This is a genomic window from Pseudomonas sp. G166, from assembly GCF_037027455.2.
Taxonomy (GTDB): domain Bacteria; phylum Pseudomonadota; class Gammaproteobacteria; order Pseudomonadales; family Pseudomonadaceae; genus Aquipseudomonas.
The window spans coordinates 5327839-5341005 of sequence record NZ_CP146985.1 but is presented as its reverse complement, the minus strand read 5'-3'; the positions used below and the strand labels follow the sequence as shown (position 1 = coordinate 5341005).

Here is a 13167-nt window from a genome sequence, read left to right as displayed (position 1 = left end):
GAAAACTTGTGATCAACACGAAAAGGTTGAGTTTGTCTCATGTAGGCTCGGCTGTCGACAATGGCGCCATCTTTTACAGGAGGACACACACCATGGCCCTGGCCCATACCCTCGGTTTTCCCCGCATCGGCGCCGACCGCGAACTGAAAAAAGCCCTCGAAGCCTATTGGAAGGGCGATCTGGCGCCGGCCGCGTTGCAAGCGGTGGGCCGCGAGCTGCGGGCCCGGCACTGGCAACTGCAAAAAGACGCTGGTATCGATCTGCTGCCGGTTGGCGACTTTGCCTGGTATGACCAGGTGCTCGGCCACACCTTGACCCTGGGCGCCGTTCCGCCGCGTTTCCACAGCACCCTGGATACCCAGGGTAAACCGACCCTCGACACCTTGTTCGCCATGGCCCGTGGTGCCACGACCGCCTGCTGCGGCGCCGAGCACGGTCAGGCGCAATACGCCCAGGAGCTGACCAAGTGGTTCGACACCAACTACCACTACCTGGTCCCGGAGTTTTCCGCCGACCAGACTTTCGCCCTGAGCTGGGAGCAACTGTTCGACGAAGTCGACGAGGCCCTCGCCTTGGGACATCAGGTCAAGCCTGTAATCATCGGCCCGCTGACCTACCTGTGGCTGGGCAAGGCCAAGGGGGTGGAGTTCGACAAGCTCGAGCTGCTGGAGCGTCTGCTGCCGGTCTACGGTGAAATCCTCAATCGCCTCAAGGCCCAAGGCGTGGAGTGGGTGCAGATCGACGAACCGATCCTCACCCTCGACCTGCCCCTGGCCTGGAGAAGCGCGTTCGAACGGGCCTATCACATTCTTCAGTACTCGCCGCTGAAAAAACTGGTGGCGACTTATTTCAGTGGCCTGGAAGACAACCTCGGCCTGGCGGTGAGCCTGCCGGTGGACGGTTTGCACATTGACGCCGTGCGTGCGCCGGAGCAACTGGGCCAGGTACTGGACCGCCTGCCGACCTACAAGATTCTGTCGGTGGGCCTGGTCAATGGTCGCAACGTCTGGCGCTGCGAACTGGAACAGGCGCTGGCGCAGTTGCAACCGGCCCAGGAACGTTTTGGCGACAACCTCTGGGTCAGCACGTCTTGCTCATTGCTGCATAGCCCGGTGGATCTGGAGCGTGAAGACCGGCTCGATCCCGAGCTCAAGAGCTGGCTGGCCTTCGCCGTGCAAAAGTGCGGTGAAGTGGCGGTGTTGCGCGATGCGCTCAACGATCCGCAGGCCCCCGGCGTACAGCAGGCCCTGGCCATCAGTCGTGACGTGCAAACCCGTCGTGCCGGCTCCCCGCGGATTCACAAAGCCGAGGTTCAGGCTCGTCTGGCGGCTATCGGGCCACAGGACAGCCAGCGGCGTTCGCCGTTTGCCAAGCGCATCGAACAGCAGCGTGCCCGGTTGCAACTGCCTACGTTTCCCACCACCTCTATCGGCTCCTTCCCGCAGACCCCGGCAATTCGCCTGGCGCGTCAGGCCTATAAGCAGGGCAAGCTGTCGGCCAATGATTATCAGGACGCCATGCACACCGAGATCCGCCATGCCGTGCAGATCCAGGAGCGCCTGGGCCTGGACGTACTGGTGCACGGTGAAGCCGAGCGCAACGACATGGTGGAGTACTTCGCCGAGCAACTGGAGGGCTACGCCTTCACCCGTTTCGGTTGGGTGCAGAGCTACGGCTCGCGTTGCGTGAAACCGGCGATCATCTACGGCGACATCAGCCGGCCGAGCGCCATGACCGTCGACTGGATCCGCTATGCGCAAAGCCTGACCGACAAGGTCATGAAAGGCATGCTCACCGGTCCCGTGACCATGCTGATGTGGTCGTTCCCGCGCGAGGACGTCTCGCGTCAAATCCAGGCCCGCCAACTGGCCCTGGCCTTGCGTGACGAAGTGCTGGACCTGGAAAAGGCCGGGATCAAGATCGTGCAGATCGACGAGGCGGCGTTCCGCGAAGGTTTGCCGCTGCGTCGCGGGCAATGGCAGGAGTACCTGGACTGGGCCGTGGAGGCTTTCCGCTTGAGTGCATCGGGAGTGGCTGACGAAACCCAGATCCATACCCACATGTGCTACAGCGAATTCAACGACGTGATCCAGGCCATCGCGGCCATGGATGCCGACGTCATCACCATCGAAACTTCGCGTTCGGACATGGAACTGCTCGAGGCGTTCGAGGCGTTCGATTACCCCAACGACATTGGCCCGGGCGTCTACGACATCCACTCGCCACGGGTGCCGGACACGGCGGAGATGGTCGCGCTGATGAGTAAGGCAGTGAAGCGGATTCCCGCCGAGCGGTTGTGGATCAACCCTGATTGCGGGCTGAAAACCCGGGCGTGGCCGGAGACGGAAGCGGCGTTGGTGAACATGGTGGCGGCGGCGCGGCAACTGCGTAGCCAGCTGGCTTGAAGCCCTAATACTCTTATAGGCATTTCCCAATCTGTGGCGAGGGGATAAATCCCCTCGCCACAAGAGGAGTGCCTGGCTTCATTGCGTCATTCAACCACGGCTCGCAACCCTAGGGGGCTGGAACACACCCATCACGCGGTCCGCCCCCCAAGCACTTCAGCGACCCAGTCGGCGATGTAATGACCGGCATTGATACTGTTATCGAAGCTCGAATGTTGGACGCCGCCTTCGCGTTCGGTGAATATTTTCAGCTCGCGCTTAGGGCTGTTGACCAACTGCTCGTAGGTACGGTGCGCCCACTTCAATGGAATCTGCGAGTCCTTCTCACCATGGGTGACGAGGAACGGCACCTTGATGCGATCCAGTATGCCGTCCAGGTGGACATTCTCGGCGATGGCCATGAATTGCTCGGTGTCCTTGGCGCCCCATACCCAGGCCACATGGGACCAGTAATGCGGAACCGGGAAGCTGCCTTCTTTTTCCATGCGCCGCTTCTGTACATCACGCCAGTCATGGTTGGCCCCCCAGACAACCCCGCAGGCGAAGCGCGGTTCGAAGGCTACCGCGCGCGGGCAGTAATAGCCGCCGAGCGACACGCCTTCCATGCCGATGCGTTTGGCGTCGACATCGCTGCGGGTTTCCAGCCAGTCCACTACCCGACTGGCCCAATGTTCGCTGTCAAAACGCGCCGTCAGGTTATGCAGGCGCAGGGCTTCGCCGGTGCCCGGCTGGTCGATGACCAGCGACGACACGCCACGTTTGGCCAGCCAGGCGGGCAGGCCGACGCGATATTTCATTTCTTTGGTGGAGTCCAGTCCATTGACCTGCACCAGAATCGGCGCCGGGCCGCTGACGCCTTCGGCGCGAACCAGCAACCCGGAAATGTGTTTGCCTTCGTAAGGGATTTCAACGCGCTCGCAGTTTTCTTGCGCCAGTTCGATACCGCGCTGGAAGGTGTGAAGAAAGCGCTGGTACAGCTCCGTCCGGCCAGGGGCACCGTGGGCCTGCAGGCGTTCGCAGCTCAGGTAATAGGTCGCGGCGCGGTTGTATTTTTCGCCGGCTGACAACATTCGGCCTTTGGCTTCGTCTTCTTCAGCCAAGCCGCAAAGCTTGTCGGCCATTTTTGCCCAGGTATCACGGAAGGCCTTGCTGCCGGCGGCGTCCGGCTGCTTGGCGGCCTCCTGTAGCGGCGCGCACATTTCTTCGATTTCGCCGATGCGGGCACCCATTTCAATGGCGAGGTCGACGGAAAGATTCCACACGTAGTTGGTCGGGAAGTAGCGGAACATGATTGTTATTGTCCTTGTGCAAGCAAAGGCAGGCAGCCAGGTCCGGAGCGGGTGACAGCCCGACCTGGCGGTTCGAAGCAGGCTAAGGGGAGGGCAATTGTTTGGCCAATCGCAAGTCGGGATGGGTGGTATTGCGAACGGCGATAGAGCGTCTGTGTCATTGGCCTAAGGGTTTTCTACTCACAGCTCAAGCAGCAAATCCAGATACCTATCATCGTACTTTGCGATTGCTCATAACGCGGGATGCGATTGGTGTCGTTGAGGGACGACTCACTAGAGTTGGCGCTACACCGCGCCATTGGCTGGAGCCCTGGGCGCGCATAACAACAAGAATAAGGTATCGGCAAATGAGTGAGTCTAATTGCGGCCCGGCGATCAGCCTGGGTGCCAAGGGCTGGACGTGTTTGCACTACCGTGGGAGGAGTTGGACATGCCTGTACTGAGCCGTGTGCTTGGCGATTTATCGGTGGGCGCCAAGCTGTCGCTGGGTTTTGGCCTGGTGTTGCTGGTTACCCTGGGGGTAGCGGCCACTGCTTTTCGTTCTTTGGGTGTGTTGCAGCAGCGTGCTGAGCAATCGCGCCAGGAGTCATCGATCCAGGCATTGATCCTGCGTGCCCGCATCGACGAAAAAGCCTTCGCCCTGGACCTTGCTCCGCAGCATCTTGAGCAGGTGCGCGAGACGATCGGGAAACTGAGCCAGCATCTGGATGAAGAACCGGCCAATAGCGCATCGCACGCCACCGTGCGCACGGCCGCCGGCACTTATCTGGAGCAGTTTCTCGGCTATGCCGATTCGTTGCGTCGGGCTCGCGAAGCCCGCCTGCGCATGCAGACGCTGGCGCAGACCGCGGGTGACAGTTTCACTCTGCTGTTTCTCGATCAACTGGATGCGCTTAACACCCGGTTGGGGCAGGGCACACCCCCGACCAGCAATCAGATGGTGCTGCTCGAGCAGACCGCTGCATTGCGCGACAAGCTCGCCAAGCTGCGTGACAGTGAACTGTATTATTCGCTCGATGGCGAGGAACGTTACCGCAGTGACTGGGAAATGAGCATGAGTGACCTGCTGGCCGCCATGCAAGCGCTTGATCTTGGCGAGCTGCAAGGCGAGTCGCTGCAGGAGGCAAGCACGGCCCTGGGCGACTACCGCAAGGCCTTCGTCGAGTTCGTCGGCAGCCGTGGGCAAAGCACGCAGAGCAGTGCAGCGATGAACGCGCAAACCGAGCAGGTGAGCAAGCTGTTGGCCCTGGCTGATGAACAGCAAAGGCAGGCGGTACTGGACGATAATCGCAATGCCGATCGCCAATTGGGCTTGATCACTTTTCTGGCGCTGGCCTTGGGGATCGGGGCCAGCCTGCTGATCCGCCATTTGATTGTGCAGCCGCTGCGCCAGGCCGTGCAGTTGGTCCAGCGCGTGGCAGCGGGGGATCTGAGTGATCCGCCACCAGACAGCGTTCGTCGTGATGAACTGGGGCAGCTGTTGGGCACAGTGGGCAGCATGCTAGGCAGTTTGCGTGCCTTGGTCGGGCGCATCGACCGTGGTGTTGGCTCGCTCAACGGCATGGCCGGCAGCCTGGCCGAGGTGACCCAGAGCAACAGCCGAGGTGTCGAGCACCAACGCCAGGAAACCGAACTGGCCGCCACCGCCATGCAACAGATGGCCGCCACGGCGCAGGAGGTGGCCCGCAATGCGGGTGAGGCCAGCGCAGCGGTGGCGCATGCCGACGAGCAGGCGCGTGAGGGCGATGAGCTGGTGCGCCAGGCGGGTGACAAGATCGACCATCTGGCCGTGGAAATGAGTGGCTGCGCGCAAGCCATGCGCTCGTTGCTGGTGGAGAGCGCAGCGATCGGTGGTGTGCTCGATGTCATCAAGGCGGTGGCCGAGCAGACCAACCTGCTGGCCCTCAACGCCGCCATCGAAGCGGCGCGTGCTGGCGAACATGGTCGTGGTTTCGCCGTGGTTGCCGATGAGGTGCGCGGCCTGGCACGGCGCACCCAGCGTTCGACCACGGAAATCGAAGGGTTGATCGTTCGTCTGAGCAGTGTCGCCCAACAAGCCGCCGAGCGTTTGCAAGGCAGCCATGTGTTGAGCGATGAAACGGTGGTGCTTGCCGCGCAAGCTTCCCAGGCGCTGGCGCGGATCACCCGGGCGGTGTCCAGCATCGAGCAGATGAACCAGCAGATTGCCGCGGCTGCCGAACAGCAGAGCGTGGTGGCCGAGCAAGTCAGCCAGAGTATGACGCGGGTGCGTGAAGTGGCCGAGGGCAGCGCCAGGGAAAGCCAGCAACTGCAAGTCTCCACGGCCGACTTGCAGCAGGTTAGCGGTGAGCTCAAGGCGGCCGTCGGGCATTTCCGCACTTGATCCTCACGTGAGTAGCAGGAGCACGCCTCTTATGCGTTACCGCCGTCTCGATCTTAACCTGCTGGTGGCCTTCGAAGCATTGCTCAGCGAGTGCAGCGTCAGTCGCGCGGCTGAGCGCCTGCATCTTGGCCAATCGGCCACCAGTTCGGCGCTTGGGCGATTGCGCGAGCATTTCAACGACCCGTTGTTGGTGCAAATGGGGCGACGTTTGGAGCCCACGGCGCTGGCCTCGGAGCTTTTGCCCAAGGTGCGCGAGGCGCTGGCACTGACCCGCGAGATCATCGATGCGCCAGTGCATTTTGAGCCGGCCAGTTGCACCCGGCTGTTCACCCTGGTGGCCTCGGATTACTTAATGACGGTGCTATTACCTGCGGTGAGCCGCGAGTTGGCGCGAGTCGCGCCAGGTGTGCGCCTGCGCCTGCGTGACCTACCCATGCCACGCGAAGGCGACGTGGTCAGCGAGGCGCTGGATTACCGGCGCAGCGACGTGGTGATCGTGCCGCAGCGTCGGCTCAATCCGGCTTATCCGCAGGTACCGCTGCTGAGCGATCAACTGTGCTGTATTGTCTGCGCGCAGCAGGCGCAGTTCGCTGAGGGCCTGAGTCTGGCCGACTACTGCGCGGCTGAACATGTGGTGCGGGAGTTCGCTGATGGCCGCAACCTGGCGATGGATGCCGTGCATCTGCGCGAGCTGGGAATCGAGCGGCGGGTCGGCGTGGCCCTGGAAAGCTTTGCCCTGATACCGGAATTTATTGTCGGCAGCGCGCGAGTTGCCACGGTGTTCAGTCGTCAGGCCGAGATTTTCGCCAAGCGGCATGCGTTGCGTATTTACCCGACGCCGCTGGTCTTTCCCGCAGCGGTGCAGATATTGCAATGGCACCCCTATCAAACCCGGGATCCGGCTTTGGCCTGGTTTCGCGGCCTGTTGCAGGAACAGGCCGCGCAGCTCGATCAGTCCGGCTGAGGGTCACCGTTGTCGGCACTTAGCCCGACGGCACTGATTGCCAGCAGGGCGCAGCGTTCGTCGTTGTCCGAAGTGTCGCCGCTGATACCGATGGCGCCCAGCAAGGTGCCCTCGGTATTGCGGATCAGTACGCCACCGGCCACTGGAATCACTTCGCCTGCGGTGAGGCTATTGATCGCATTAAAGAACGCCGGCATGGCTTGAGCGCGGCGCGCCAGTTCGCGGCCACCAAAGCCCATGCCGAGGCAACCGCGGGCCTTGCCGGTAGCGATTTGTGGGCGCAGGAAACTCGCCTGTTCATCGCGCAGTACCACAAGTGGATGGCCAGCGGCGTCCAGCACGGCGACGGCCATGGGTTTAAGACCCAGTTTGGTGGAGGCAGCGATGGCAGCGCTGCCGATCCGAGTAGCGGTGGTAAGGTCAAGTCGTTGCATACTCACAGGCTCCATTTACCGAGTTGGGTGACACGGTTGCGGGTATAGAGGTCGGTCCATTTCAGCGAGTTGAAGTCGGACACTTGCTTGGGGTCGTACCGGCTGCGATCCATGCGCATTGGCTGGCCAGCCTTGTACACGGCTTTGAGGCGTGAGCGATCCTGGAGGATGCGAATGTCGTCCAGTGGCGAGCCGTCCAGTAGCAGGAAGTCGGCCTGTTTACCCACTTCCAGGGTGCCGAGGGTTTCGCCACGAGGCATGCAGCGCGCGCCGACAGCAGTGGCGGCGTGCAACGCTTCGGCCGGGCTGAAGCCAATACGGGTGACCAGAAGCTCCAGTTCGCGAGCATGCCATTCGCCGTACGGGGTGACAGCAAAACCGCTGTCGCTGCCACAGGCGAACGGGATACCTGCGGCTTTGGCGCGTTTGAGCACCGCCGAGCCTAGTTCCAGGGTACGGGCACAGTAGCCGGCGTAGCCGGTGGTAATCGCCGGGTCGTGGGGCTGACAGAAGTCCACAGTGTTCTGCGGGAAGGTCATGGTCGGCGCAAGGATACTGCCGGCCTCAAGCAGTGCTTCGATGCAGGCATCGTCCATATAGAAGGCGTGGAACACTAGATCGACTCCGGCCTTGGCCGCATACATCACCGCCTCGCGGCCATAGGCGTGAGTTGCCACCTTGCAGCCAAGGCGATGAGCTTCTTGGACCATCTCGTAGGTTTCTTCAGCGGTGAAGGCCGCGATGATTCCGCCATCGGGGCGGCGGAAGGTGCCGTCCATGGCGATCTTGATCAGGTCAACACCGTCCTTGGCCTGCTTGCGGATTTCCGCCAGTGCTTCGCTACGGCTGGTGACCAGGCGCGCGGTGAAATATTCCGGCGTGCCGACGCGGCTGGGGAACCAGTCGTTGAGGCTCTGCCGGTTGGTAATCACCCGGCTGCTGGCGGCGATCCGCGGGCCCTCGAACATGCCGGCGGCAATGGCGTTACGCACGGCGATGCTCAACTGTCCGCTGTCGCCTGGGCAGATCATGCTGGTGACGCCAGCCGCGAGCACGTGCTGGGAGAAAAACATGCCTCGTAAGGCGCGGAACTCATCGGTGGTCCAGATATCGATGTCTTCTTCGCTCTGTGCGTTGCCGAAGGCCAGGTGTGTGTGCACATCGATCAGGCCAGGCATGACGAAGTTGTCGCCGGCATCCACCACACAGTCACCAGGTTTCGGCGCGGGAGCCAGGGACGTTGGGCCGACATAGCCGAACACGCCGTTTTCGATGATGAGTGTTTGCTGCTGGCGGGTGTCGAGGCTGGTGCTGTCGAACAGGGTCTTACAGCGCAAATGCAGGATACTCATGGTTTTTTCGCCGTGTGATTGTTATCAATCACGAGGCTAGGGTGCACGCTTGGGTGTCACCAGCAGATTGCATCAATAGCCGGGTATTGATGTTGTCGATAACGACTGCAAAGCAACGGTGGCGGGGCCGCGGGGCCAAAAAAAACTGTCGCGTGGGAGTATCGCAAGTGCCGATGGCTGTCATCTTGATCGGCGATTTTTTGCCGGTGGGTCAGGTGTTTAAGGTGTGTGTTCGTCAAATCCCCGAGAACCAAAAAAATGACTGATACCCCAGTAATAAATCAACTTCTGGCGCTGGAGAAGGAGCGTAGCCGTGCGCTGGTCGAGGAAGATCACGCCCGTGTAGCCGAACTGTTTGCTGATGATCTGGTGTATGTACATACCACCGGCATGGTACAGGGCAAGGCCGACTACCTTGATTATGCACAGAACGCCGTGCAGTACCTGTCTATTGAGCGAGGTGAGCTGCAGGTGCGTTTCTACGGTGATGCCTTGGCGGTGATGACCGGTCCGCAGTGCAACACGCTGCAAAAGCGAGGCGGCGATCAGCCGATTCGTGGTGAAGGGTTTGCCACTCAGGTGTGGGTGCTGGGTGCGCATGGCTGGCAGATCAGCTCGTTCCAGGCTACTCGTTCACCTAGCTAAAGCGCTGTACCTCATGAACCATGAAGCGCCGAGCATCCCCGATGGATGCTCGGCGCATTTTGATGGAGGCTGTTTTCGTTCTGAAGGAGGGGAGATACAAGGCTTGATGCTCAGATGATTATCCGCACCAAACCAGGTGGTGCGGAGGGTTCAGAGCGTGTCAGCCGTTTTTTTCCTTCTCAATTTGCGCCATGAGTTTTCGGCGCGCCTGGATAGCGGCTTGATCCGTTTGCACGATGATTTCCGGGTAATCCAAGTGCCTTGGATCTTCCATGATGTTGCGATGAAGGGCCTCGATGATCGCCTTGTCTTCGGCAAAGCCGATTTCTGTCAAGGTTTTGCACATTTGCAGAGTCTCTGGGTCCATGTCCGGGATATCGAATCCACCGAACCACATGTAGCGGAAGCGTGTTGGGGTTTCCGGGGTTGTTACATGAATGACCCTGAACTGGAAGTTTTTACGCTTTCCTGCTTCTGCCTCGTGGTCTTCTATATCTAGTGCGGCGACATTTAAAGCCGGCGAAACATAACTGCCATAGTTGTAACGATTAACTTTTTTCTCTGTGCCTATTGCTGTGACTTCGGCGAACATTGGCGGCAGATTGCAACCGATAAACTCTTGGCGAAAGCTTACCCTGTCCTCTGTAACCATCACGGTGGGGGCACCCACCCAGTCGAGGATCTTGAAGGAGGTGGCATGCACATAGCCGAAGTGGGTCAGGTCAAGCACGTTTTCCTTCAGCAACATGTAGTTGCCTTCGGCCAGGGTTTCGCCGCTCCAGGACGAATAGTTCGGGTCGGCCGGCCACTGCGCTTCAACAGGAGGGCCCTCGACGATTTTTTCCGGATCGCCCATCCACACCCAGACAAAGGGAGGCTGATCCACCACGGGATAGGATCGAACGCGACAGCGACTCGGGATCTGGGGCTGCGAGGGAATACGTACACATTCCCCCTCGGGGTTGAAGGTAAAACCATGGTATCCGCATTGAATATCGTCACCCACGAGCTTGCCCGATGAGAGAGGGGCCCAGCGATGTGGGCAGCGATCATCAAGAGCGGCGACCGAACCATCCTCCTTGCGGTAGAGCACGACCGACATGTCCAGCATTTTCAATGCCAGAGGTTCGCGCCCGACTTTTTCTGAGGTGGTTGCTACCCACCAACAATTGCGTGGGTAGTTGGGTTTGATAATGGTCTGATTGTCAGCTGTTGGGTTATTGACAAGCGAAGTGGTCATACAGCCTCTCCATCGTTTTTTATAGGTTGTCGGCTGGCCCACCGAAGAAGAACTTGCTCAGTGATCAACCAAAACTTGATGACTGCGGCAGATCCTGGGCGTACGGGCCGGGAGATAAAAGAGCTCGGCTTTAATATTATTTTTTGGGTCTCTAGGCGGTTTCGCAGGCGAAAAGGTACGCCTGCAGGTGAGACCGAGTGCACTCTAAAGGGGAAGCCAAATAGCTGGCCAATCGCAAGTTGGGATGCAAGGTATCTTGAAACAAAATGGGATGTTCGGCGCGCGTCGAGGCGACTACTGTTCCAGTTCGTTAATGATCTGACTGATTTTCGCCCGCAGCCAACGATGCATCGGATCCCCATCCATGGTGCGGTGCCAGAGCATGAACTCTCGCATTACCGGGATTTTCACCGGTGGTTGCAGGATGCGCAGCGGCAGGTAGTTGGCGTACAGCCTGGCCATGCGCCGGAGCATGGTGGCGATGCGTTGAGTGCCGACGATCAGCTGCGGCAAGGTGTTGAAATCGTGGGTAACCACTTCCATGCGACGATTGAAGCCGTACTGGCTCATCAGCCACTCTTCGATGCTCAGTTGCCGGTTGCGGCCAAAAATCACGGAGACATGACCCATCTCGATGTACTGATCGAGGGTGATGCTGTCGCCCACTTGGGTGTTGCCGTCCCACACCACGCAAACGTGCTCTTCTTCGAACAGTAAGAGCGATGGGTGGCCTTCGATGAGGTAGTGCTCAGGCACGATCATCATGTCGGCCTCGCCGCGCATCAGCAGCTCGGTGGAGGTGTCGCCGGGGCCCAGCAGTTCGAAGGTGATGTGCGGGGCCTCCAGGTAGATCTTCTGGATGACCCGGGCAAACAGGACGCTGATCAGGTAGTCCGAGGTGATCAGGCGGAAATGGCGCTTGCTGGTGGCGGGGTCGAACACCGGTTTGGCGGTGATCGAGGACTGGATCGTCAGCAGTATCTGGCGCACTGGCGCCGCCAGTTCACGGGCATAGGGCGTGGGCTGCATCTTGCGCCCGACCTGCGCCAGCAGTTCGTCTTCGAAGTAGAGGCGCAACCTGCCCAGTACGCCGCTGGTGGCGGATTGGGTCATGTGCAGGCGTTCGGCGGCGCGGGTGATGTTCTGCTCTTCCAGTAACACATCAAGCGCCACCAGGAGATTGAGATCCAGGTGGTTAAAACGCATGGCGGTCTCGATTCTTGTATTTATTTTGTAAATACCTTCCGACCTTCCTATCGCGCAGTCAAGCCCCCTGACGAGATGTGTCGATCGACGTCTTTGTGTTTTTTCGCGTCGTTTGGCGCTGCGCAGCCAGGTATTGCGTTTGCCGATAGGTCACATCCTGACAAGCGATTAGTCAGTGAGTTTTCGCCCCTTCAGTATCGGCCCACAGTCGGTTGGCCGTGACGCTTGATCGACTCCAAGACCCGCCTCGGCAGCGCTTCGCCTGGCACGGCTCTCGTAAGCGGGGTGCTGGCCTGCGCTGAATAATTACAATGGAGTGGTAACTCAATGAACATCATTGGCCTTGATGCCTTGATTTTTGGCGTCGACGACATTCAAGCCTGTACCCATTGCCTGCGTGACTACGGCCTGCAACCTGTCGATGTCGACAGCGAGGGCGGTCGTTTTGAAGCCCTCGACGGCACTGCCGTGATTATCCGCCGGGCTGACGATGCCAGTCTGCCGGCGGCCATCGGGCCTGCACCCTCGATTCGTGAAACCATTTATGGCGTGGCCAGCGGGGCGGATCTCGAGGCCATCGCCGATGAGCTGGGGCGCGATCGCCTGGTGACCCGCGGTGCCGATGGCTCCGTGCACAGTGTTGACGACATGGGGTTCGCCATTGGTTTTCAGATCAGTGTGCGGCGCCCGTACAGCGCGCCAGCCGACTTGACCAATGCACCGGGCCATGCCCCTCAGCGCCCGGTCAACCAACCGGGCATCACCCCCGACATGCAGGCCCTGCCACGCACCCTTTCCCATGTGGTGTATTTCGTGCCGGATGCGCTGAAGGCCGAAGCCTTTTACAAGCGCCTGGGCTTCATGACCACCGACACCTTCGTTGGCGCTGGCCCGTTCATGCGTCCGGCCGGTTCCGATGACCACCATTGCCTGTTCATGATCCAGACGCCACCGCACATGAAGGGTTGCGAGCATTTCACCTTTCACATGGGCAGCGGCACGGAAGTGCTGCTGGCCGGGCGCCGTTTCGAACAGCAAGGCTGGACCAGCTTCTGGGGCCCGGGCCGTCACCTCTTCGGCTCCAACTGGTTCTGGTACTTCAACAGCCCGCTGGGCTGCCACATCGAATACGACGCCGACATGGACAAGCACGATGACGCCTGGCAAGCGCGCCAGGCGCCGTTGTCGGCGGACAACTCGCAATTGTTCCTGTTCACGTCCAGGGAAAAATGGTTCCCGAGCGGTCCGCCGCCCAAGCAGGCCTGAGTGC

At 60.2% G+C, this 13167-nt stretch carries 10 protein-coding genes; 5 read left to right on the top strand and 5 right to left on the bottom strand.

Features of this window, described 5'->3' with window-relative positions:
• The first annotated feature begins 92 nt into the window (after positions 1-92).
• A complete protein-coding gene (gene metE, locus SGN16_RS23600) occupies positions 93-2405 on the top strand; it encodes a 5-methyltetrahydropteroyltriglutamate--homocysteine S-methyltransferase (protein WP_335945129.1) in 2313 nt (770 codons plus the stop codon).
• 131 nt (positions 2406-2536) lie between these two features.
• Here the strand turns inward: metE and SGN16_RS23595 are convergent, their stop codons facing one another.
• Entirely contained in the window at positions 2537-3694 is a 1158-nt protein-coding gene (locus SGN16_RS23595; RefSeq protein WP_335945128.1) for a prolyl oligopeptidase family serine peptidase, read from the bottom strand.
• Positions 3695-4124: 430 nt separating this feature from the next.
• On the opposite strand from SGN16_RS23595, the gene SGN16_RS23590 reads away from it, so the two are divergent.
• Together SGN16_RS23590 and SGN16_RS23585 are read left to right on the top strand one after the other, a co-directional pair.
• A complete protein-coding gene (locus SGN16_RS23590) occupies positions 4125-6056 on the top strand; it encodes a methyl-accepting chemotaxis protein (RefSeq protein ID WP_335945127.1) in 1932 nt (643 codons plus the stop codon).
• 31 nt (positions 6057-6087) lie between these two features.
• Positions 6088-7020, top strand: coding sequence for a LysR family transcriptional regulator (locus tag SGN16_RS23585; RefSeq protein ID WP_335945126.1), 933 nt, complete (start codon positions 6088-6090; stop codon positions 7018-7020).
• Here SGN16_RS23585 and SGN16_RS23580 read toward each other — a convergent pair.
• Together SGN16_RS23580 and SGN16_RS23575 are read right to left on the bottom strand one after the other, a co-directional pair.
• Complete coding sequence (locus SGN16_RS23580; protein WP_335945125.1) at positions 7008-7454, bottom strand: heme-binding protein; 447 nt, start codon at positions 7452-7454, stop codon at positions 7008-7010. The two genes, SGN16_RS23585 and SGN16_RS23580, sit on opposite strands and share 13 nt — an antisense overlap.
• A gap of 2 nt (positions 7455-7456) precedes the next feature.
• On the bottom strand, positions 7457-8806 hold the full coding sequence (locus SGN16_RS23575) for an amidohydrolase family protein (RefSeq protein WP_335945124.1): 1350 nt from the start codon (positions 8804-8806) through the stop codon (positions 7457-7459).
• Positions 8807-9064: 258 nt separating this feature from the next.
• Between SGN16_RS23575 and SGN16_RS23570 the strand changes: the two genes are divergently transcribed.
• On the top strand, positions 9065-9451 hold the full coding sequence (locus SGN16_RS23570) for a nuclear transport factor 2 family protein (protein WP_335945123.1): 387 nt from the start codon (positions 9065-9067) through the stop codon (positions 9449-9451).
• Between the two features lie 160 nt (positions 9452-9611).
• Here SGN16_RS23570 and SGN16_RS23565 read toward each other — a convergent pair whose 3' ends face one another.
• On the bottom strand, positions 9612-10691 hold the full coding sequence (locus tag SGN16_RS23565) for an aromatic ring-hydroxylating dioxygenase subunit alpha (protein WP_335945122.1): 1080 nt from the start codon (positions 10689-10691) through the stop codon (positions 9612-9614).
• 294 nt (positions 10692-10985) lie between these two features.
• Positions 10986-11897 (bottom strand): LysR family transcriptional regulator, encoded by a 912-nt coding sequence (locus tag SGN16_RS23560; RefSeq protein WP_335945121.1) that lies wholly within the window; start codon positions 11895-11897, stop codon positions 10986-10988.
• Positions 11898-12224: 327 nt separating this feature from the next.
• Between SGN16_RS23560 and SGN16_RS23555 the strand changes: the two genes are divergently transcribed.
• Entirely contained in the window at positions 12225-13163 is a 939-nt protein-coding gene (locus SGN16_RS23555; protein WP_210640546.1) for a VOC family protein, read from the top strand.
• The last annotated feature ends 4 nt before the right edge of the window (positions 13164-13167 follow it).